Source organism: Siminovitchia thermophila (assembly GCF_016909185.1).
Lineage (GTDB): Bacteria > Bacillota > Bacilli > Bacillales > Bacillaceae_C > Siminovitchia > Siminovitchia thermophila.
Genome location: NZ_JAFBFH010000008.1, coordinates 39,911 through 62,021, shown reverse-complemented (window position 1 = coordinate 62,021; position 22,111 = coordinate 39,911). Strand labels below are relative to the sequence as shown.

Annotated in this window: 23 protein-coding genes; 6 read left to right on the top strand and 17 right to left on the bottom strand. The window is 41.8% G+C overall.

What is annotated here, in order from left to right:
- Window positions 1–255: 255 nt before the first annotated feature.
- The 4 genes from JOC94_RS07485 to JOC94_RS07470 form a co-directional block, all read right to left on the bottom strand.
- The gene (locus tag JOC94_RS07485) at window positions 256–1,266 is read right to left on the bottom strand and encodes a FecCD family ABC transporter permease (RefSeq protein ID WP_077112549.1); all 1,011 of its coding nucleotides are present in this window, start codon (window positions 1,264–1,266) and stop codon (window positions 256–258) included.
- Window positions 1,263–2,273, bottom strand: a complete 1,011-nt coding sequence (locus JOC94_RS07480; protein ID WP_077112547.1) for a FecCD family ABC transporter permease — start codon at window positions 2,271–2,273, stop codon at window positions 1,263–1,265. The genes JOC94_RS07485 and JOC94_RS07480 overlap by 4 nt, the downstream gene beginning before the upstream one ends.
- Before the next feature lie 70 nt (window positions 2,274–2,343).
- Window positions 2,344–3,255, bottom strand: a complete 912-nt coding sequence (locus tag JOC94_RS07475; protein WP_077112545.1) for an iron-hydroxamate ABC transporter substrate-binding protein — start codon at window positions 3,253–3,255, stop codon at window positions 2,344–2,346.
- The gene (locus JOC94_RS07470; RefSeq protein ID WP_077112543.1) at window positions 3,206–4,051 is read right to left on the bottom strand and encodes an ABC transporter ATP-binding protein; all 846 of its coding nucleotides are present in this window, start codon (window positions 4,049–4,051) and stop codon (window positions 3,206–3,208) included. Before JOC94_RS07470 ends, JOC94_RS07475 begins: the two co-directional genes overlap by 50 nt.
- A gap of 148 nt (window positions 4,052–4,199) precedes the next feature.
- Between JOC94_RS07470 and JOC94_RS07465 the strand changes: the two genes are divergently transcribed.
- Window positions 4,200–5,255, top strand: coding sequence for an NAD(P)/FAD-dependent oxidoreductase (locus JOC94_RS07465; protein WP_077112541.1), 1,056 nt, complete (start codon window positions 4,200–4,202; stop codon window positions 5,253–5,255).
- 194 nt (window positions 5,256–5,449) lie between these two features.
- Here the strand turns inward: JOC94_RS07465 and JOC94_RS07460 are convergent, their stop codons facing one another.
- Both JOC94_RS07460 and JOC94_RS07455 read right to left on the bottom strand, forming a co-directional pair.
- Entirely contained in the window at window positions 5,450–5,740 is a 291-nt protein-coding gene (locus JOC94_RS07460; protein WP_077112540.1) for a DUF2653 family protein, read from the bottom strand.
- Window positions 5,728–6,162, bottom strand: coding sequence for a hypothetical protein (locus JOC94_RS07455; protein ID WP_077112538.1), 435 nt, complete (start codon window positions 6,160–6,162; stop codon window positions 5,728–5,730). The genes JOC94_RS07460 and JOC94_RS07455 overlap by 13 nt, the downstream gene beginning before the upstream one ends.
- Window positions 6,163–7,028: 866 nt before the next feature.
- Here JOC94_RS07455 and JOC94_RS23160 point away from each other — a divergent pair.
- Window positions 7,029–7,151, top strand: coding sequence for a hypothetical protein (locus JOC94_RS23160; protein ID WP_268920957.1), 123 nt, complete (start codon window positions 7,029–7,031; stop codon window positions 7,149–7,151).
- A 260-nt stretch (window positions 7,152–7,411) separates the two neighbouring features.
- Here JOC94_RS23160 and JOC94_RS07450 read toward each other — a convergent pair whose 3' ends face one another.
- The 8 genes from JOC94_RS07450 to JOC94_RS07415 all read right to left on the bottom strand — a co-directional run bounded on the left by JOC94_RS07450 (window position 7,412) and on the right by JOC94_RS07415 (window position 14,948).
- Complete coding sequence (locus JOC94_RS07450; protein WP_205179007.1) at window positions 7,412–8,677, bottom strand: MFS transporter; 1,266 nt, start codon at window positions 8,675–8,677, stop codon at window positions 7,412–7,414.
- 370 nt (window positions 8,678–9,047) lie between these two features.
- Window positions 9,048–10,211 (bottom strand): homogentisate 1,2-dioxygenase, encoded by a 1,164-nt coding sequence (locus JOC94_RS07445; protein ID WP_205178980.1) that lies wholly within the window; start codon window positions 10,209–10,211, stop codon window positions 9,048–9,050.
- Between the two features lie 19 nt (window positions 10,212–10,230).
- Window positions 10,231–11,520: a fumarylacetoacetase gene (gene fahA, locus JOC94_RS07440; RefSeq protein WP_205178978.1), complete on the bottom strand. Its 1,290-nt coding sequence runs from the start codon at window positions 11,518–11,520 to the stop codon at window positions 10,231–10,233.
- Window positions 11,521–11,527: 7 nt separating this feature from the next.
- Entirely contained in the window at window positions 11,528–12,514 is a 987-nt protein-coding gene (locus tag JOC94_RS07435; protein WP_205178976.1) for a hypothetical protein, read from the bottom strand.
- Window positions 12,507–13,112 carry an NADPH-dependent FMN reductase gene (locus JOC94_RS07430; RefSeq protein ID WP_205178974.1) on the bottom strand — a complete coding sequence of 202 codons (606 nt, stop codon included), beginning with the start codon at window positions 13,110–13,112 and terminating at the stop codon, window positions 12,507–12,509. Before JOC94_RS07430 ends, JOC94_RS07435 begins: the two co-directional genes overlap by 8 nt.
- Before the next feature lie 18 nt (window positions 13,113–13,130).
- Window positions 13,131–14,144, bottom strand: coding sequence for an LLM class flavin-dependent oxidoreductase (locus JOC94_RS07425; RefSeq protein WP_205178972.1), 1,014 nt, complete (start codon window positions 14,142–14,144; stop codon window positions 13,131–13,133).
- A 243-nt stretch (window positions 14,145–14,387) separates the two neighbouring features.
- Window positions 14,388–14,714 (bottom strand): DUF3870 domain-containing protein, encoded by a 327-nt coding sequence (locus JOC94_RS07420; RefSeq protein ID WP_205178970.1) that lies wholly within the window; start codon window positions 14,712–14,714, stop codon window positions 14,388–14,390.
- Window positions 14,715–14,783: 69 nt separating this feature from the next.
- The gene (locus tag JOC94_RS07415) at window positions 14,784–14,948 is read right to left on the bottom strand and encodes a hypothetical protein (RefSeq protein ID WP_205178967.1); all 165 of its coding nucleotides are present in this window, start codon (window positions 14,946–14,948) and stop codon (window positions 14,784–14,786) included.
- A gap of 170 nt (window positions 14,949–15,118) precedes the next feature.
- Between JOC94_RS07415 and JOC94_RS22870 the strand changes: the two genes are divergently transcribed.
- The 4 genes from JOC94_RS22870 to JOC94_RS07400 all read left to right on the top strand — a co-directional run bounded on the left by JOC94_RS22870 (window position 15,119) and on the right by JOC94_RS07400 (window position 18,867).
- Window positions 15,119–15,823 (top strand): response regulator aspartate phosphatase, encoded by a 705-nt coding sequence (locus JOC94_RS22870; protein WP_236017014.1) that lies wholly within the window; start codon window positions 15,119–15,121, stop codon window positions 15,821–15,823.
- A complete protein-coding gene (locus JOC94_RS22865; RefSeq protein WP_236017013.1) occupies window positions 15,771–16,244 on the top strand; it encodes a hypothetical protein in 474 nt (157 codons plus the stop codon). The genes JOC94_RS22870 and JOC94_RS22865 overlap by 53 nt, the downstream gene beginning before the upstream one ends.
- Before the next feature lie 421 nt (window positions 16,245–16,665).
- Window positions 16,666–17,835: a TraB/GumN family protein gene (locus JOC94_RS07405; protein ID WP_077112693.1), complete on the top strand. Its 1,170-nt coding sequence runs from the start codon at window positions 16,666–16,668 to the stop codon at window positions 17,833–17,835.
- 270 nt (window positions 17,836–18,105) lie between these two features.
- Window positions 18,106–18,867: a dimethylarginine dimethylaminohydrolase family protein gene (locus JOC94_RS07400; RefSeq protein ID WP_077112519.1), complete on the top strand. Its 762-nt coding sequence runs from the start codon at window positions 18,106–18,108 to the stop codon at window positions 18,865–18,867.
- A 274-nt stretch (window positions 18,868–19,141) separates the two neighbouring features.
- Here JOC94_RS07400 and JOC94_RS07395 read toward each other — a convergent pair whose 3' ends face one another.
- From JOC94_RS07395 to JOC94_RS07385, 3 genes are all read right to left on the bottom strand, one after another.
- Complete coding sequence (locus tag JOC94_RS07395; RefSeq protein ID WP_077112518.1) at window positions 19,142–21,085, bottom strand: ABC transporter permease; 1,944 nt, start codon at window positions 21,083–21,085, stop codon at window positions 19,142–19,144.
- On the bottom strand, window positions 21,075–21,836 hold the full coding sequence (locus JOC94_RS07390; RefSeq protein ID WP_077112516.1) for an ABC transporter ATP-binding protein: 762 nt from the start codon (window positions 21,834–21,836) through the stop codon (window positions 21,075–21,077). The genes JOC94_RS07395 and JOC94_RS07390 overlap by 11 nt, the downstream gene beginning before the upstream one ends.
- A gap of 99 nt (window positions 21,837–21,935) precedes the next feature.
- Window positions 21,936–22,085, bottom strand: a complete 150-nt coding sequence (locus JOC94_RS07385) for a hypothetical protein (RefSeq protein WP_171973937.1) — start codon at window positions 22,083–22,085, stop codon at window positions 21,936–21,938.
- Window positions 22,086–22,111: the final 26 nt, after the last annotated feature.

Here is a 22,111-nt window from a genome sequence, read left to right as displayed (position 1 = left end):
TCTGGCTGTTATTTGGGGCGTTACTATCATGACGTGAGCGGGGTCCACCCTCTTTCAAGAGCGTTGCAAATGTCGTTTTTTACACTATATGTGATAGAAAATAAAGGAACCATGCGAAGAAGCAAATGTGACCTTTATCTTCTTTCCTGAAGAATGAATCAATAATAAACATCGTTTCTCAAACGGTACCACTGAATAAGGAGCGGATACCGTTTGAGGTATAATATATAGATGTCTGGCACGAGCTTCCAGCAATTAACTCTTCTTCATCAGTAAATAAACAAAATATGGCGCTCCGATTAAGGCGGCCATAATCCCTGCGGGTATGCCTTCGGCATTTCCCAGATTACGTCCGATTGTATCTGCAAGCAATAATAGCCAGCCGCCAATCAGAGTGGCCACCGGGATACATAATTGGTTTCTTGGTCCGACTAATGCTTTTGCCATATGCGGTGACATGAGTCCGATAAACGCGATGCCGCCTGTTACCGAAACGGCAGATGCGGCCAGTGCAACAGCGGTGAGCAGGAGTACGATCCGTTCTTTTTCGATGGAAAGTCCAACCCCGATTGCAACAGGCTCGCTGAGTCCCAAAAGATTTAATCGATTTGCCTTATATAATGTAAGAGGAATCAGAATAGCTAACCATGGAAGGATCGCCCAAATGAACGGCCAGTCTGTACCCCAAATATTTCCTGCCAGCCATTTGGCAATAAAATCCACTTTTGTACGTTCAGCGGATGAGATCAGCACAATCATTGCTGCAGATAGGGCCATGGAAAATCCAATTCCGACGAGTACTAATCTTATAGGTTGAAGCCCCCGATTTCTTTTGTATGAAAAGAAGTAAATAAAACATGCTGTCATGAGAGCCCCGATGAAAGCGACAAATGGAAGCAGATAGACAAAGGAGCCCGCTTTTATGGGAAAAAACAGAAAGAAAACAGCAACAGCGACACCTGCTCCAGAGTTGATGCCGATGATACCCGGGTCAGCCAAGTCATTCCTTGTCATCGCTTGTAAGATAGCTCCCGACAATGCGAGTCCCATACCTGCCAATACGGTGACAATAACTCTTGGCAGGCGAATGGAAAATAAGACGAATTCCTCTTTAAAAGACCCTTGTCCAAGAAGAGTGGGAATGAGCCTGCCGTAAGACAGGGGAGAATCGCCCAGCCCCATGCTGATGATGATCGTGACCATGATCAGTATTGACAAGATAAGCAATATCAACTGCTGTCTTTTGATTAAGGCGGGGTGTATCATAAGAGTGCCTTGCCTCCTTTATGTACAATGAGCAGGAAAAAAGGCAATCCCAAGATCGCAATAATGGCTGCGACGGGTGTTTCGTAAGGCGCGTTCATTGTACGGCCAAGCGTATCGGCCAAAAGCATAAAAGCGGCCCCTCCGATCGCCGACATGGGGATGATCAAGCGATAATCAGTTCCCACCACGGCACGAACCAAATGGGGAACCATTAAACCAACAAATACCATATTGCCAACAAGAGCAACGGAAGCACCTGCCAGAAGGATGATCACAATAAAAAGGGCTATTTTGATTTGTGTCGTATTTTGTCCAAGTCCAACAGCAACTTCATCACTCAAGCTTAAAATAGTCAGTTGTCTTGAAAGGAATAGGGCAATCAGTATACCGATTAATATAAACGGGACGATGACTTGAAGCTGGCTCCATGAAAGGCCGGCTAATCCACCGGCGGTCCACATGGACACATCTTTTGAAACTTTGAAATAAATGCCGATCCCTTCTGCAATGGCATATAAGAAGGCAGATACAGCGGCTCCGGCCAATACGAGGCGAAACGGAGAAAATCCGCCTTTTTTCGCTGCCCCCAATCCAAAAACCATCATGGCTCCCACCGCTGCCCCCAACAAACAGCCAATCATCACGCCAACATAATTTGTGGATGGCATCCATACGATCGTAATGGCTAAAGCTGCATTGGCTCCGGCCGTTATCCCTAGTAGACCCGGATCAGCAAGGGGATTTCGCGTCATTCCTTGCATGATTGCGCCGGAAACGGCCAAAGCCGCTCCAACAAAGGACGCACCGACTTCACGAGGAAGACGGATGTTAAGGATGATTGAAGTCTGCTCGCTTTTCTCATTAGACATTAGAGCGAGCCACACATCTTTTACTGTGATATCAGCTGCTCCCAGCACCATAGCGGCCATAAATACGCATATTAAAATAAGAATTCCGGCAAGCAGCTTATATGCAAATGGAATGAAAGGTTGTTTTTCTTTTATCATCAGTCACTCTTCTTTTCTTTTTCTTGTTGCGGATGAGGAATTTTTTTAAAGAAATCATGTCCATCTTGTTTTACTTGTCAAGAAAATGTTGCATAAAATAATCTAGTTGAAGTTCCAACGTAATGGGGTCGTTAAAGTAAAATTCCTTTGCATTCACCTCAAATACGCGGTTATTTTTAACAGCCGGAAGGTTTTGGTACGTTTCGGTTTCTTGGAATGAATGATCCGCATCGGTATTTTTGCTCACGATGAGATAGTCGCCGGCAAATTCCGGCAGGACCTCGGGTGACAAGGCATAGTAGCCATCTTTTAAAGCCATTTCTTTTACTTTTTCCGGCATGGGCAACTTCATTTCTTGATAAAGGATTTCCGTACCGCGTCCCCAATTGTCACCAAATACATAAAGCTGTTTGTCGAAGCTTTCAATAACAGAAACCGTTGCGTCTTCACCTATTTTTTCTTTGATCTTTTTTCCGGCTGATTGGGCGCGTTTTTTGAAGTCATCTACCCACTCCTTGGCTTCTTTTTCTTTATTGAGCAGTTTGCCAATTTCCAAGTGTTGTGTCAGATAATCTACTTTTCCATATGTATAGGTGACTGTAGGTGCAATTTCGTTTAATTTATCAATATTTTTTATATTAGAGAGTCCAATAATCAAATCCGGGTCCAACTCAATGATTTTCTCCAAGTTTTCATCGGATACTTCCTCAACATCTTGCAATTTTTCCTGAAAGCGGGGATTCATTTTAGACCATGAATCAACTCCAACCAGATTGACGTCCAAAGCCATGACATTGCCGGCAAAACTGGAGAGTACCACAACGCGCTGCGGATCGGCGGGAACTTTAACAGGCCCGTTTTCCGATTCGTACGTAATCGTTTCTGCCTTTTCTTCCTTGCTTTCCTTTTTAGTTGATTGATTGCCGCACCCGCTAATGAACAGCATGAACAACAGTACGGCTAGGATCCAGCGTTTCTTCATTTTTGTGTTCTCCTTTCAGTAAGTTATAAGTGATGCACATAGGTTTGTTCGTTCGCGGGTCACGACCGATTTCAGCATCGATCTGAAATACACTTTTGAGGACCCGATGAGTGATGACTTCCTCGCAATTACCGGCTTTCACGATGTTGCCCTCTTTTAAGGCGATCATATAATCTGCAAAACGGGCCGCTTGATTCAGGTCGTGAAGGACCATGATAATGGTGCGCTCCTGCTCTTGATTCAGTTTTTGTAAAAGCTCTAAAACTTCTAATTGGTGAGCCATATCCAAGTATGTTGTTGGTTCGTCCAGGAAAATCATCTCTGTTTCCTGCGCAAGCGCCATGGCGATCCAGACACGTTGGCGCTGGCCCCCCGATAGTTCATCGACAGGGCGGTATTTAAAATCGCTAATACCCGTTACTTCAAGGGCCCAGTCAATTACTTCGACATCCTTTTTCGTTAAGCGTCCAAACCCTTTTTGATAGGGGAAGCGTCCATAGGAAACGAGTTCGCCGACAGTTAGTCCACCTGCACTTTCCGGTGTTTGGGGAAGGATGGCCATTTTTTTTGCAAGCCATTTTGTATTTTCTTTTGAGATGTTTTTTCCATCTAGCACCACGGCTCCTGAATCATGTGAAATAATTCGGGTAATTGCTTTCAATAAGGTTGATTTTCCGCATCCATTCGGACCAATGATGGTTGTTATTTGTTTGTCGGGAATTTCTATACTGAGATTTTTCACAATTAAGTGTCCGTCATAGCCCACGTTAAGAGCATCTGTATATAAGCGGATCATTCTTTCACCTCCGATGTAAGAAATATATAGTTGAGAATGATTATCATTTTCGTTATAATCATAAATATAAAGGTGAGGGTATGAGTTGTCAACTAGCTGATTGAGAATATTTTTCAATTATGCATAACATACTGGGAGTGAAGGAAATATGGAGCAGGCGGACATATTCGATGTAACCGTGATCGGAGGAGGGCCAGCAGGGCTTTATTCGACCTTTTACAGCGGTTTGAGAGCAATGAAAACAAAATTGATAGAGTATCAGCCGTTTTTAGGCGGAAAATTACATGTATATCCGGAAAAAATGATTTGGGATGTTGGGGGTATAACCCCAATCCCGGGAGCTAAATTGATTGAACAGCTTGTGGAGCAAGGATTAACTTTTCATCCAAAAGTCGTTTTGAATGAAAAAGTAGAATCAATTTCACGAAATGATAAGGGAATGTTTATTTTACATACAGCTTCAGGGGGAAGACACTTTTCAAAAACAGTGATTATTGCTGTCGGCAGCGGTATTTTAAAACCGCAAAAACTGGAGATAGAAGGGGCCGATAGATTTGAAATAGCGAATTTGCAATATACGGTTCGATCGCTGAAACGTTTTAAGGATAAAACCGTCATCATTTCCGGCGGGGGGAATTCGGCCATTGATTGGGCCAATGAATTGGAGCCGATCGCCAAAAATGTTTATTTAATTTATAGAAGAGACAAGTTAACCGGACATGAAGCGCAAGTGCACCAACTTATGAATAGCTCTGTTGTTTGTTTTTTTAATACGACGATAACAAAACTGCGGGCTTGTAAACATCATGACGTGATCGAGCGGGTGGAATTGACGAATGTAAAAACAGGTGAAGTGATGGAACTTCCTGTTGATGAAGTGGTTATTCACCATGGTTATGAACGTGATACGACACTGCTGGATGACAGCGAGTTAAAGATGGCAAGAGCAGAAAATGGTTATATATGCGGCAATGCGTCCAGCGAAACGTCGATTAAGGGCCTTTACGCAGCCGGAGACATATTAAAGCACGAGGGAAAACTGCATTTAATTGCGGGAGCCTTTCAAGATGCGGCAAATGCCGTGAATAAAGCGAAGCAATATATAGAGCCGGATGCGGATGAAGTCGGTATGGTTTCTTCTCATAATGACGTATTTAAAGAGCGCAACAGGGAATTGGCCAAGCAAATGATACAATCGTTCTGATATCCACCACCCCATAAACACCGGAGCTTGAGGCGATCGAATAAACATAAAATGGAGGCGGGACATAAGTTGAAAACTGATTCATATTCGTAAGAATCGTGAGAATAAAACCGCGTGAAATCAAGGTTTTTAAACTTGATTCCATGCGGTTTGTTTCATTTTTACAGGGTTTTGTCCCGGTCCCATTCTTTATTTTATGTGTTAATGACCGCTATAATCCCTTCCTCATCGTCCAAAACAAGCTCGATACCGGCAAAAGGGTCTTTATTTAACATTTCATCCAGCCATAGCCGAACGGCTTCGATGATGTGAATCGTCTCCAGGACCGACTTTTGCCCATGGATATAAGCCTCCGCGGAAAATCCGTCGTCATCGTCAAACATGAGTTCAACTTCTACTTCTTGGGGCTGTACGTTTTTCTTGCGGGATTGAGCGATACAAATGGCGTTGATGATATCTTGTTCGGAAATGATTATCTGCCCCACGGATTCATATCCTCTCTCTTTTTCTGTCTTTTAAGAGCTTCAAAGACTTTGCGGATAATTACGATCAAAAAGTAAATCGCTGCAAGGTTGATCATTAATCCCAAGATTGATCCCAATGCCCCCATGTTGGCGAACAGGCTGCCAAACAATAAACCGGCAAGACCTCCAACCATTAACCCTTTCATGAGACCTCCTGAAAAGAATCCGCCTTTCTGGTTTGTTTTCTGCATTTGCGATTTTGTTGTAGTGGAGTCCTTAGGTTTTTCTTGGATGTTTGAAGGGTTTTTTTGCGTATTAAACCCTTTCTTACCCGACTTGTATCTTTTGGCCTCAACAGTGGTAACGTCATCCTGGAAGAAAAGGCTACTAACAGGGGAAAAGAAAAGAGTGGCAGCCAACAAGGCTGTCATTAGTTTTTTCATGGTGTTCCTCCTCAGTAAAAATGTCTGTACTATTATTATATACGATTTATGGGCTAAACTTAACGAATATGATGAGGAAAGCGGATATTTCTAGGAAATTAGATCATATAGATGATGTCAGTGTTTACAGTAAAGGATTAATTCCAATTTTATAAACGGGAAAGTTTTTCTCGTATATTGGCCTAGATGACGATGATGATAGGGGTTTGGCAAGGACTTCTTAAGCAAAAGTCCCCATTGCACCATCTGCAATGGGGATGATCCATCGGGAGGGGTTTCCCCTAATATTTTGTTAGAAAGAAATAGGGAATCGGTCCATTAACATAAGAAGACTCCAACTGTGGAGCATGGAAGAGTTGTATTTAGAATTGAAAAAAACTAAAAATTTTAACTTTATTGCCGATAAGTTTAATAATTAGTACTCAACTTTCGCAGAGTGAAATCGGCAAATAAGCCTTGATATAACTAGGAAGGCCGGAGACCCACTGCTCAAGTTGACTATCTATTGTTTACGAGAATGGTTCTTTACAGGACATGAATTAAATGAGCGGGTTATTCATATCCACAAAATTACACCGTGAAAGGGTTGGGTCCCAAAAATGCGGATTTTCAACGATAAGCATTTTGATCCTTTTGATAAATCCTGATTTAGGGGTACTTTGAATATATCTCAATCGGTTCTAATCTATTGAAAGGCTACCTTATTTGCGAAGAGGTGGCCTTTTTATACTCTTTATCGTTTAAAAACAAGGGTTCTTTATATATATGTAGAATCTACCATATTATTTTTATTTTCTACCCTATCTATATCTAACTTAAAAGTACAGGCATAGTCGCTAAACCAAATTCCGACTGGGGGTCAGTCATTGTACTCTGCTATTGGAATGAATGAAAACGCTTTGAATGACGAACTTGATCAGCTAATTAATAAAGAAATTGATATGGTTAGTTTAGAAAATGATAAGCTTGAGCAAATGATGGAGTCCTGATGCAATAAAATAATATTTTTGTCGTAGCGGACCGAAGGGAGAATAAGGAACAAAAATATATTGACAACCTCACCAAGCCCGAACCTTCTTGGCATTGACAAAACTTAAAGTTATTTTGTTCCCACATCATCCGGATGCTACCCCATAAAGCACCTTCGTTCTTCGAACTTGTGCAAGCTGAAAGAAAAACAATCTTAAAGTCGTATAACAATTTGTACAAATATTGATACTTATTAAGAAGTGCTTCGATAACGCTTTTTTTAAACGATTTCGCCCTTCTTATTGGGTATTAAAGCAACCCCTATAGTGGCCACGATTCCCGCTATAACAAAGGTGTAGAAGCTCCATATCAAATCGAAGTTCATGCTTAATAAAAGTCCGATGATCACGGGACCGGAAATCGCTCCGATTCTTCCAATTCCAAGACCCCAGCCTATGGCTGTAGCCCGAGATTCTGCCGGGTAGTACTTTGTCACAAATGCATTCATAATTTGTGTACTGCCAACTGCTCCGAAACCAGCGAGCCCCACTAGTAAATAAACAGCGGCCATGGAAGGGACTCCTATCGTTAGTAAAAATGCGCTCAAGGCGGCTAAAGCATATGACACTCCAATGACTCGTTTCGATCCCCAGCGATCCGCAATAGCGCTCGCAAAAAGTGCTCCGATTCCGGCCGTTAAGTTCATGACGAGCAGAAATGATAAGCTGGAATGAAGTGAATAGCCTAATTCCCGCATAATCTGTGGCAGCCATGTGTTTAATCCATATACAAGGTAAAAACCCATAATATAGGTAAGAAAAATGGCTAAAGTTGCCCTGATATATTGCTTGGAAAAAAGGCCTTTGATCGACTTTTGCGACTTTCCTTTTTCATTTGCATGTATTTCTCTCAAATTTTCAAATTGAGAAATATCCATTTTATAACGTTTGCATATGGCTTCAGCTTCATTTACATTTCCTCGGGAGAGAAGAAAACTAACTGACTCAGGCAAGTATTTCATCATGATTGGAATTAGTAGTAAAGGAATGGCCCCAATCCAAAACATAAATCTCCAGCCAAGCGAGTCTAAAAGAAGTATTGCTAATATAGCGGCCAAAACAGTTCCAAACGAATAACCAGAAAACATAAGGGCATAGTTGAATGATCGTCGATGAGGTGGTGAATACTCTATCGCCAGGGCAGAGGCTGTTGGAATGACGCCCCCTAAACCAATCCCGCCAATAAAGCGAAATATGGCAAACATTGTTGGGGATGTTGCAATGGCACATAAAATCATCGTGACTGAAAATAGCGCTACACAAATAATCAACGTTTTCTTTCTGCCTATTAGATCGGTGACAGAGCCGACAAATATGGCGCCGAAAAGCATTCCGAATAACGCATAGCTCCCTATGGTTCCGGCATGTGCGGGAGACAATCCCCAAGGTTGATAGTCTAATAGGCTTGGCAATACAGCTCCATAAATTCCTAGATCGTATCCATCTGCCAATATACAAAAGAAACATATGCTTAGAATAAAATACATTAAAGAACGCGGAACCCCAGACTGTTGTGCATGTTTATGGCTATCTTCCAATTCAACGGTTACCCACTGAGCGCCTTGATTCATTACATGTTTCACCCCTCATCTGATATTGAAACAGTCGTTAATTGAGCAAGCTTTCTTTCCGTTAAAAAATGGGAACCGAGGCTCCCATTATGACGGAACGCCTGTCTCGCTGTTTTTTGGCCAAAACCCGCGGATCACCTATTTCTCGTATGAAATGTCAGCGCTTTTTTCGATGGACGCTTATGGACAAGGAGTCGATCACTCAATCCAGGTTCCGCTCGCTTTCCTTGTCCATCAGCCAAATCATTCCTGCCCTCGCTCACAGCCCGGCATTTTACTGCGTTTCTCAGTCCTCAATCCAACTGCTCTCATAACGATCATCTTCTACATCTCTTGCTGTTTTCATCACTTGTAGCGGTCGAAAAGTGTCAATCATGACTGCAAGTTCCAGTGTCTCTTTCTTACCAATACTCGCTTCAATAGTACCTGGGTGCGGCCCATGCGGTATACCGGAAGGGTGCAGTGTAATAGAGCCTTCATTAATTCCTTTTCTGCTCATGAAATTTCCTTCTACATAGTAAAGCACTTCATCACTATCAACGTTACTATGATAGTAAGGAGCCGGGATCGCTTCAGGATGATAATCAAATAATCGTGGCACAAACGAGCAAATCACAAAGTTATGGCCTTCAAAATTCTGATGGACGGGAGGCGGTTGATGAATCCTTCCAGTAATCGGTTCAAAATCCCCAATGTTGAAGATATAAGGATATAGGTAACCATCCCATCCAACGACATCTAAAGGATGATGATGATATATGTGGGAATGAAGGGCTCCCCGTGCTTTTGTTCTTACTTCGTATTCTCCTTTTTCGGTAAAATAGACCAGTTCTTCGGGTCCGCGAATGTCTCTTTCACAAAAAGGGCTATGCTCAAGCAACTGTCCAAATTCGTTGCGGTATCTTCTGGGTGACGTAATCCAACTCGTTGTTTCAATGACCAAAAATTTAGTCTCTCCATCATCTGGAATCACTTTATAAATCGTGCCTACAGGAATGATAATATAGTCGCCTTTACCGTAGGTAAGGGTTCCGAACATCGTTTCTATTTTACCTGTCCCATAATGGACAAAAAGCACTTCATCACCGTCGGAGTTACGGTAGTAAAATTCCATGGGGTTGCTTGGGTAGACTACACCGATCACCAAATCGTCGTTGCCCAATAAGTACTCCCTTCCTGATAGAGCATCTTGGCCTTTTTTTACTTTATTTGTGTTGAAATGTCTCGGCCTTAGTGCGCTCTGTTCTTCATACTCAAAAAAATTCTCTTGCAACAGGGAGGAGGTAACAATTTCCGTTGGCGGATGATCATGATATAAGATGGATTGAATGCCGGAAAAACCTTTTGTGCCCATGACTTGTTCCCGATATAGAGTGCCATCTTCCTTTCTCATAACAATGTGCCTTTTACGGGGTATCTTGCCCATCTGCTTATAATATGTCACGGCCATACTCCTTTCTATATTCTTTTTATATGGTTGCTTTACTTCTCCGTTCAATAAGTTTAGCTGGTAAAATGGTTCCGGTTACTTCTCCAAATCCAATGCGATACCCAGCCCCTTGACACCAGCCTGTCAAAGTAAGTTCATCCCCATCCTCTAACCAGCTGCGCTCTTCACCGTTGCTTAACTTGATTGGTTCTGTTCCCCTCCATGCCAATTCCAGCAGACTTCCTCTTGATCTCTTTTCAGGTCCGCTAATGGTGCCAGTAGCAATCAGGTCTCCTGTATTCAGGTTACATCCAGTGATCGTATGGTGGGCAATTTGCTGTGCGGCGCTCCAGTATAAATACTTATAATTGCTCGCGGCTATGCAATCCGGCTTTTCCATGTTTGGAGTCTTTAAAAAGACTTCCAAATGAATATCAAATGAATCTGGTTTTGTATGTTTTAAATAAGGGAGTGGTTCAGGGTCCTGCTCCGGCCCTTTTACGCGAAATGGTTCTAATGCTTCCATCGGAACAACCCATGGTGATATGGAGGTTGCAAAGTTTTTCGCTAAGAAAGGACCTAATGGCTGATATTCCCATGCTTGAATATCCCGCGCACTCCAGTCATTCACAAGAACCATCCCAAAAATTTGCTCTTCCGCTTTTTCAACCGGGACCGGTTCGCCCATCTGATTGCCCATGCCAATGAAAAAGCCCATTTCCAATTCAAAGTCCAACTGCCTGCAAGATGTGAAAATGGGCTTGGTTGTGTCAGCGGGCTTTATCTGTCCGCAGGGTCTATTGAAATGAGTACCGCTCGTCACAACTGAGCTGGCTCGACCGTGATAACCTACCGGAAGATGGGTCCAGTTCGGCATAAGCGCATTTTCTTTTCCTCTGAACATGGTGCCTACATTTGCCGCATGTTCTTTAGAGGCGTAAAAGTCCGTATAATCCCCAATTTTTATGGGAAGTTCCATCTTTACATCTGCTTGCGGAATAAGCGCTCTTTCTCTAAGCTGTACGTTATCTCTCAACTTTGGTTCATTTTCACTTAATAGCATTTGCAGTCTTCTTCGAACGGATTGCCACACATCCGGCCCTTTGGCCATAAACGGATTTAAAAAAGGCGCGGCGAACACTTTTTCTTCTTGATCAATGATATCCTGAAAATAACCTTCTTCTTCCAATACTGATAGATCTAAGACATACTCTCCAATTGCAGTCCCCACACGCGGCTTGCCGCTGTTGTCTCTCAGTCTAAAGATGCCATATGGCAGATTTTGAATTGGAAAATGATTCGAAGGTTCCACCGGAATAAAAGAACGCATATCTTCACTAACCCCTCTCTATCATGTTCAGATCCTTAAATTCACTTCGAGGTGTCTCAAAGCTGCATGAGCCATAAGAATGTAAATATTCTTTTCGCAGTCTCATTATTTCTTTTGTGCTTATTTCTAAATGGCGCCATGTTATTTTCTCGTTCTGGAATGAAAAAAACTTGGCGTCTTTTTCTTGGAGAATTTCAGTGATAGATTCCTTATCTAAATGATGTTGATATGCCATCAGGCCGGCTACAAACACATTTACAAATCCGTGCATGTCCGCCTGGACTTCACTTCTATACAAACGTACCGGATGATGGAGCCCGGCGGTAAATTTGACAGGAACTTTGTGTTCCTTGCAATGATAGATAAAGCTGCCAACAATATTGCTATCTGGTATCAGGCTGGCCTTTATCCCGCCTGTTCTCAGTTTTCCGCCAATTGAATAAAATCGGCTTTGATTTTGCTGTGAGATCAATAGAGCCGTTTTGGCCAATTTTTGTTCCCAAAATCTATCATTCTTATGGATGGGAAACTCGCAATAGCAAGTGATATGATGGCGGCTGCTACGTTTTCCCACCTCGTTCATGAATTCCGCAGTAATGTTTAAAGAGGGCAGAGGCAACTCAAACTGATTGACTCTCACCTTCGTTCCATGTTTTAACTGAAAATGTTCAATGGAAGCTAAATCGTCTTTAAAAAGTTTGATCGTTTCTCTTTCATTTTCCGCTTTTCTCCCCAAGGCAGAAATCGCTAACGGCTTTTCCGATGAAAATAATTCCAGGTAAGGTTCCAATTTCTCCAATTGGGAAGCTGGGCAAACAAAGGGGCCGATCATCCAGGCCTCACAACTATGGATATAGGAGGCATAGTGATGTATGGCTTCTTCTAACGGTAATTGAGTTGGCGGAAACAGTCCGGCATAATCAATGAGCTTTTTAAAAAAAGCTTCGAAACTGTGGGGAGCGGTTGCTATGTCCTCTTTTGCTTTATTAACCAACTCTTGTTTTCATCCTTTCCGCATCAGTTGCTGAAAGTAAAGTGCCGGCTTCCTGTTCAGCATTTTTGAAAAGATTCCTTTGCATAAAGATCAATTCCTCGGCTAGATTGTCCATTCTAGTTTGTACATCAGCATCCATAATCTCATTTTTTTCATTAAAATGACTATTATGGGCATATACATAGCTTGGAGTCGTAAAAGCTCTTAAATAGCCGGCAATCGGTTTTAGTTGGTTTTCAATCATTAAATAATGTTGGAACGTTCCTCCGACTGCCACAAAGCCCATGATCTTATGGCGGAGTGCCGCCGGTGGAAGCAGATCAAAAAGATTTTTAAGCGGTGCGGGAATAGATCCATTAAAAACCGGAGTTCCAATTATATAAAAATCGGCGGCCATCACTTTTCTAATTATTTTTTGGGTATCTTCATTGTAATCATGAATGGGCCTGCCATCGGAAAATTCCATGTTATAATATTTAAGGTCCAACAACTCGGCATGAATGTCAGGGTCTTTTTTCTTTACTTTATTTAGTATTTCATTTACCAGAATGGCTGATTTGGCACCGACAATTGTTCCGAATATTCCAAGTAGTTTCAATATTCTCACCCCACTTCATCAAGATACGATGGCTTGTTTGTTTTTATGGAAGGCCGGCATTACTTCGTCAGCAACTAATGTAATTGACTTCATGACTTCTTTATGGGGCAGACCGCCAAAGTTCATAAGCATCATCATATGAGTACAGCCGGCTTCTTCATACTTTTTCATTCGCTGAATAACGTCTTCAGGTGTTCCAATCAGAAGCTGTTCTCTGGCTTCCAAGTCTTCAAACTTGGCGCTTCTGCCATATTGTCGGGTATCGAGATACAAGTTGACATGCTCTTTTGCAACCATTTCCGCTTCTTCCCTTGTCTTTGCCACAAATGTGTGGAGTGCGAGCGGTATGTTGACAGAACGAGTGCCATGGCCGGCTTCTTGGCGTGCCGCTTTATATCCGTCAATGATCTGTTTCAATTCTTCTATCGAACTGCTTGCCACATAGGGGACTCCCATGATGTTGTATCCCATTTTGCCGACATATTTGGAACCTCTGTCACTTAAAGCCCCAATCCAGAGGGGGACCTGTTTTTGCTTGGGCAATACTTCCAACTTCACATCTGAATATTGATAATAAGGACCTTCATGAGAAAACTTTTGTCCTGTCCATGCTTTTTCAATGACAGCCAAAGCATCGTTAAAGCGATGCGCTTTGTCTTTACCATCAATGCCAAAGCCTGAGAACTCGTGGGGTAGATACCCGCTCCCCATTCCCAGATTTACTCTTCCGTTGCTTAGCACATCTAATAGAGCATAATCTTCCGCAACCTGAATGGGATTTTTAAATGGAAGCGTCACAATGGAAACTCCCAATCGAATGTTTGTTGTTCTCTCGGCCGCTGTCGCCAACAATAACGGCGGGGTGGTTAATATCCCATACTCGCTAAAATGATGTTCCGCAAACCAAACGGAGTCATAACCCAACTCATCCGCAAGCACTGTTTGGTCCAATACCTGTTGTAAAAGATCTTCATGAGACCTCCCCAGCTTTTCCTTGTAGTTGTCAAATACCGTGAATAATCCAAATTCCATTCTTAATCCCTCCATACGTTAGTAAATTAAACACAAAAAAACCAACAGCATAGAAAGTCCTCACATAAGTGGTCCACACCTATATAAGCTACTTTCGATACTGCTGGTTGTTAATCTACTTCGAGGGTTCAGAACTTCATCTTTCACCCAATAGATTAGCCAGCGAATACGTAGGCTTTTCTGTATTTTCTGCCATTATAACGAATGTTTTAAGGGGATGCAAGCGCTTTCTGTTTTTGCAAATCATGATGCCTTCATTTCCAAATAGCGGTTTCGGGCTGAGATCACCGCTTGGATTACCGCTTTTTTGGGAGGTATGATTAATTTTTCCTCTATATTTTGGATGATTTCGTCCATATCATGTTTAATAGAGTATCCGATGATCAGTGAAGAAGAAAAGTGGTTCGTGAGATCTTGTATAAAAGTAAATGTGGCATCTTTAATGATATCAGTCTCACTATCTATTACAGCAATACAACCAATTACTTTTTGTGTTTCAAAAATAGGTGTCCCTTTAGGCAGTTGTGCAAATCCGGCTACTAAAATATCATTGTTTTTCTCGCGCTGCAAATAAACCCATCTCCTTTCAATTTTGCGGCTACAAACTATTGGCGAGAGAAGCAAATTGGCAAAAGGCGTTTAGGCCTTCAGCAACTCTTCTTTTGTTTTATTGCTCATTAGCCATCTCACTTTTATTCTTTTATGGTAAATGATTGTATCATTATTCCATAATGTAACGACAATTTCTACCCTTCCATCTATTTCTGCAGCCTTGACTATTCCGGTATCACGTCTTTTTCCCATTCCACTTGAACTACAAATGCCCCGCTCAAAAAGTTTATCATCCCCATCCATATCTATATAATCAATTTTTTCTAAAAATTCCTTTCAATTCTCGGGAGTCTGCTATAATCTTAAGTTAATTGTAAGTATTTTCAATCAAATAAAAAAGAAAGGAGAAGATTGAAAATAGATTGAGCACGATAGCATTTGAAGAAGTCGGACAGGTCATAAACGACTGGTATAAAGTTATCAAACAACAGGATGTTTCCAAAGCCGCGATTATGCGGAAAGAGATGGAAAACATGTTGCCGAGCATGGAAAAGAATCAAAATGTGTTACTCTACTTCAACCTGATTGACTCACGCTATAAGCTCATGACAGAGGACTACAAAAAATCCGGAGAATTACTAGACAAGGTGCAAGCCAAAGCTTTAGAAGAAAGTACCGAAAACATAATTCAATACTATTTTCATCTTTTCTCTGGTATGTATAAATTTCATCAAAAACGTTATATTAACGCCATCATATACTATAAAATGGCTGAGGAACAGCTGAAAAAAATACCTGATGAAATTGAAAAAGCCGAATTCCACTATCAGCTCGCGATTGCATACTATCAAATCGAACAAAATATCTTCTCAATAACGCACGCTAAAACGGCATACGCCATATTCAAAGCGCACGACAGCTATAAAGAGAAAATGGTGAAATGTGAAATGATATTAGGGGCGAATAAACTCGACCTATTGCTTCATGAACAAACCAAAAAACATTATGAGAAGGCTCGTTCTATCGCCAAAGAAAACGGCTTCCGATACACTGAAAGTTTGGCGCTTTTTAATTTTGGCATCTGCTTTGAACGACAAAAATGTTCAGCGAGCTGCGAACTGTTTTAAACAAGCCTTAAGCATCCCGGAACATTTAGAGTCATTTGTCGCCGTCCGCTCCACTTACATGTTAAGCAAGGTTCTGTTTCAACTGGGAGCTTCCGACGCTGCCCGGTCATGGTACGAAAAAGCGCTCAAAAGAGCCACGGATGAAGGAGAACAAGAATATCTGGCGAAGTTAAAACTTGTATACGCTTTGTATGCCGAACAAAATGACCAAGAAGTGAGAAAAAGTCTGCATATCCTCGATGATATGGAACTTTGGACAGAAACAGCCGATCTTTCACGCGAAATTGCTGAGTATTATAAAAATAAGGAAGATCTGGAAACAGCAGCGTATTACTTTACGCACGGTGGTTTTGCCAAGTACAACGTTCTTAATTCCGCCCTGCCGCCCCTGCTTTCTTTCCTTTCCCTTAAACGCGCCTAAATAGGCGTGTTTTCTAAATCCAAGAAGATTTGAATTCAGAGAAGAATGCTTTCAAGTTCTTTGACATCAATCATGGCTTCAAATCATTCGATCTCCTCTCGAATCGCATTAATCGACATACATTAACTGCCGCTTTTGGGATCTGCCATCCACTTTCTCTACAAGCTGAGCATGGAGATGTGACCATGCTTTTTTCTTATCCCTTAACAAGACTTCACTGTATGGATGAATGAGAAGAAAGGATCTACTTTTCGATAGAAATATGGAAAGAGCGAGTAGCGGAAGTGACAAAAAGAACGGGATCGGATTTGCGGTATTCATCGGGCAAGATAAAAAAGACTTGCGGGTTTTTTCAAGCAATGGCACAGTAATATTGAGTGATCGTTTGAAAAATAACGTTACATTAGAGGAAGGTACATATATGGGCGAAGAAAACATTACAAGACTTGAATTAAATGATAAAGAAATTATTTTGATCGGGACAGCACATGTTTCCAAGCAAAGTGCGGAACAGGTCAAGAGCGTGATTGAAGCGGAAATGCCTGACTCGGTTTGTGTGGAGCTGGATGAGCAAAGGTATCAAGCTATCATCAACAAAGACCGCTGGAAGGACATGGATATCTTTAAGGTGATTAAAGAAAAAAAAGCAACGCTGTTGTTAATGAATCTGGCCATTTCTTCTTTCCAAAAACGGATGGCGAATCAATTCGGCATTCAGGCGGGGCAGGAAATGATTCAGGGGATTGAGTCGGCAAAAGAAACGGGAGCGCAACTTGTCCTCGCTGACCGCAACATCCAGATAACGTTTGCCCGCATTTGGAATAATGTAGGATTTTGGGGAAAGGCCCAGTTGTTGACACAAATTTTTTTCAGTATTTTCAGTGACGAAAAGATGACGGAAGAAGAACTGGAAAAGATGAAGAACGATGACACCATCAATGCCATTCTAAAGGAATTTACGGATAACTTTCCTAAATTGAAGGAGCCCTTAATTGATGAGCGTGATCAATATTTGTCGCAAAAGATTAAAGAAGCTCCCGGAAGAAAAGTTGTTGCCGTATTGGGCGCAGCACATGTGCCCGGCATCATCAATGAAATCAAGAATGATCATGATTTGAAACGATTAAATGAACTTCCGCCGAAATCCAAAGTTCCCAAAATTATTGGCTGGTCCATTCCCCTTGTCATTTTGGCGATCATTGCCTACACCTTTTTGGCAAATCCGTCCGCAGGGCTCCAGCAGACAATAAGCTGGGTGCTATGGAACGGTTCTCTATCCGCCATTGGAGCAGCGATTGCGCTGGGACATCCTCTCGCCATTTTAACGGCATTCATTGCAGCGCCCATTACTTCCTTGAATCCGCTCTTGGCGGCTGGCTGGTTTGCGGGGATTGTCCAGGCCATGGTCAATAAACCGCATGTAAGAGATTTTGAAAATCTTACGAAGGATGTTTTCAGCATAAAAGGCTTTTGGCAAAATAAAGTAACACGCATTTTGCTTGTTGTCGTGCTGGCCAATCTCGGAAGCTCCCTGGGAACATTTGTCGGCGGCGCAGACGTCATCCGTTTATTTTTGGAGAATCTCAAATAATTTTTTACAAGAGCAATTAACCAAATTTATAATGAAGCAGCTGTCCTTTCTTGACTCAGAAAGGGACAACACTCGTCTTCTTATGCTGCTTGATGCATTCTTGCATAGAGTACAAATTGTCATAAACATACTGATTCGCTTTTAAAAAAATTATGGGATATGGCTTATCTCCGAGGTTTAAGCTTAGGAAATTGAAAAGAATTAGCTATAAAGGTACGGGCGGCCCCACTTGTTTGACTTGCCCGGTTGTACGTATGGGAGGAATGGAAATTGTATAAAAATGTGATTGTCAAAACACCAGGAAAAAGCTATGTGAAGGGATTAACGACATCCAATCTTGGCATTCCCGATTATGAAAAAGTATTAAAGCAGCATGCTGCGTATGTCGAGGCTATGGAAAAATGCGGAGTTACTGTTACTCACTTACCGGCTAGCGAACAATTCCCCGATTCCACTTTTGTTGAAGATACCGCTGTTTTGACGCCTGAATTTGCAGTCATCACAAACCCGGGAGCCGCTTCCAGGAACGGAGAAATCCAAGAGATGGAAACAGTTCTTAAAAGGTTTTACGAAAAGTTTTATCACATCCAGTCACCGGGCACTTTGGATGGCGGTGATATTTTGCAAATCGAGGATCACTTTTATATTGGTATTTCGGATCGTACAAATGAAGCGGGAGCTCGCCAATTGAAGGCCATTTTGGAGTCGGAACATTATAAAGCCACAATCGTACCATTAAAGGAATTTTTTCATTTAAAGACAGGCATTACTTATCTGAGTGACAACCTGGTTGTGACGGCCGGAGAATTTATCAGCCACCCTGATTTTGCTACATATGAAAAAATCATTGTTCCTCCCGAAGAGGAATATGCGGCAAACTGCATTTTAGTCAATGATTATGTTTTAATCCCCAAAGGATTTGAAACGACCAAGCGGTACATCCAAGAGGCCGGTTACAAAACGATTGAACTGGAAATGTCAGAGTTTCAAAAACAGGATGGAGGCTTAAGCTGTTTGTCTTTAAGGTTTTAAATGATACATCAAGAATGTGCAGCCAAGCCATCAACTTAATTGAAGAACCTTTTATAAAATAAAACCAAAAATAAAGATCGCGGCGGGCGTCCATATATATTGATAAATGAAATTCATTTTTTCCCTCGTATTCTTTTGGGGGAAGGGTTATTTTTCAAAATCGGAATGTGGTTCAAATGTCGAAGACGAGAATATTGTATGGACGATATTGCTCTGTTTTTATCTGATATCCTAACCATCAAAAAAGCTTCGGGCTAAAAATGCCCGAAGCTTCTTACAACGCGTCTTGAATGACCTTTTTATAATAAAGGACGGAGAGCAGGCCGAAAATGGAGTACAGCACAGTATATAGCCCCATGACGATAAACATCGGTGTCCATAATTCGGTTCCGAAGAGGAACCAGCCGGACTGGACGGCGAAATAGCCGTGAAGCAATCCGATTCCAAGCGGAATGCCGAAGTTGAACAATTGTTTCGCCTGAATGCCCCGCAACAGGTCTCCTTGGGAAAACCCGAGTTTTCGCAGGATGGTGTAGTTTGGCTTTTCATCTTCACTTTCATCCATTTGCTTGAAGTAAAGGATACAGCCTGAAGTAATCAAAAAGGTAAGTCCTAAAAATCCGACGATAAACATCGTTAGACCAAATAATTGCTTTTGAGATTTGATCATGTCATTAAGCGAATAATAAGTTTCAGCTTTATGAAAACCGAGCTGATGAAAAATATCGTTCGCTTTTTCTATCTCTTTTTTGTCTTGAATGTCTATGCCGATATAAACCGATTCCTTTTGAATATCTGGATTCAGATTCTGCTTCATACGGTTAAATACGGAATCGTCCACAATGGCAGTCGGAAGCCCGCCGGCGGTAAAATTTAAGGAAAGAACGTATTCCTTTTCCAAGCCTTTAAAGGTTTGCGGAATCGTTTCGTTTTGCATGTTCCACTCGATTTCACCCGTATCTTTAAAAGACACAAACCTAGACATTATATCAGAGTAGCCGGTAAATACTGTTTCGTCAGAAGAAAGATCCACACCTTCAACATCCTTGTCACTGACAACAGACACTGTCATCACATTGGGGTCAAAATTCATTCCATCCATTGTGGTTTCCAGAATGTCTTTTACATTGGCTTCTGCTTGTAGAACGTTGATTTTTGTTTCACTGAAAGCAATTTGATTCCTTTTAAAAGTGTCTTTCAATTCATTTGCGTCATTGACATCCGTCAAGGTAAAATCGGCTGGTACATTGTCCTTCGCTGATTCTCCTGCGGAAAAGTAAGAAATGTAGCTGAGAGAAAGCAAGCCGATCGCCAGGGCTGAAACAGTTGTAATGACAGTCAAAAGCAGGGCATTTGACTTCATTCGGAACATGATGGAGGAAAGCGACAGTACCTCGTTTATATTCAGATACCCGTTCTTTTTTTTCCGAATGAGATGGAAGATGAAACTGACCGATCCTTTATAAAAAAGGTAAGTTCCGATAATGACGCTGCCCAGAATAAACAGCATGGCCAAAGACAGTTCTGTCATCGTTGTAAAGTCGCCGCCAAACAATTTTGATGAAACATAATAGCCGATGACAATCAATCCGATCCCAAACACGCCCATGACGGCTTCGAGTTTGGACAATTTTTTGACTCTTATTTCCGTTGAAGAAAGAACCCGGAATAACGACAGGATCGTTTGCCTTTTGATAAACAAGTAATTCATCAACAGGATGAAGAGATAAATGACAACAAAAACAATCACTGTCTGGATCAATGCTTTTGTCGAAAAATGTAAGGTGGCAATAGCATCGACACCGGTTAATTTAAATAAAACCATGATCATGAACTTGGAAGCGGAAAAGCCGATAAAGATGCCGATCGCCAAAGAACTGAAGTAAAGGATGGCATTTTCGGCGCTCAACAGCCGGAAAATCTTATTTTTTGTCATGCCAATGAGCTGAAACAATCCAATTTCTTTGCTTCTTCTTTTAATGAAGAGGTTATTGGCATATAAGAGAAAGACCGATACGATTGCCACGAGTAAGACAGATCCGGCCCGGATGCCGGCGGCGCCTTTGACAGTGCCTTCCACCACGTCCATCGAAGGGTCATATTGCAAGGTGACAAAAGCGAAATAAAGGGCGACACTGAAAATTAAAGCAAACACATAGAGGTAATAATTCTTTATATTCTTTTTCAAGTTGCGAAAAATGAGCTGATTAATGTTCATCATGGACACCGCCCAACACACCTTGGGTTTTCATGATATCTTTCAGGAACGCCTGCCTCGTTTCTTCACCTTTATTCAGTTGTGTATATATTTGTCCGTCTTTAATAAAGATGACCCTGCGCGAGAAGCTTGCCGCCACCGGATCGTGAGTAACCATGATAATGGTTGCGCCCAGCTTTTCATTGAGCCCGCTCAGTTTGTTTAAAAGGTCGGAGGCGGATTTGGAATCGAGCGCTCCTGTCGGCTCGTCGGCAAAAATGATGCTGGGCTCATGAATGAAAGCCCGGGCCGCGGATGTCCGCTGTTTCTGTCCCCCGGAAATTTCATTCGGATATTTATCTTTTAAGTCAACGATGCCTAGTTCGGATGCCAACTGGTGAAATCTTTGCTCGGCTTCTTTTCTCGGTGTTTTCGTAATGGACAAAGGCAACAAGATATTTTCTTTGACAGTTAACGTATCCAGTAAATTATATTCCTGGAAAATGAAGCCGAGGTGATGCTTGCGGAATTCGGCCAGTTGTTTTTCCTTCATGCCGACGATGTCTTTTCCATCAATTTTGATCGTCCCCTCGCTCACTTTGTCAATGGAAGAAAGGACGTTAAGCAATGTCGTTTTTCCCGAGCCTGACGCGCCCATGATACTGACAAAATCTCCTTTTTCCACTTGAATATCTATTCCTTTTAAGACTTCCTGCCTGTTAAATTTATTTCCGTAACTTTTGTAAATTTTTTGCGCTTCAAGAATACTCAATTTGGTTCACTCCTTTACTTGATATATTTATCATAAAAGGATTGGATATCTTTTTCCTTCGATTCGGCGAACAAATGATAAAAGCATGTGACAATCATGTCACATGCGAATGAGATTCTCAAATTCGTTAGAGGAATGTCGTTCCTGTTCCCGGCTATGATTGATGTTGCCATAGTGAGTGATCACGGGCAAAAGTTCGAACCCTGTCATTTCGGCAACCGCTGTTTTCCCCATAAAGTGAAACTTCATTCAGTAGGGCTCCTACTGAATGTTAG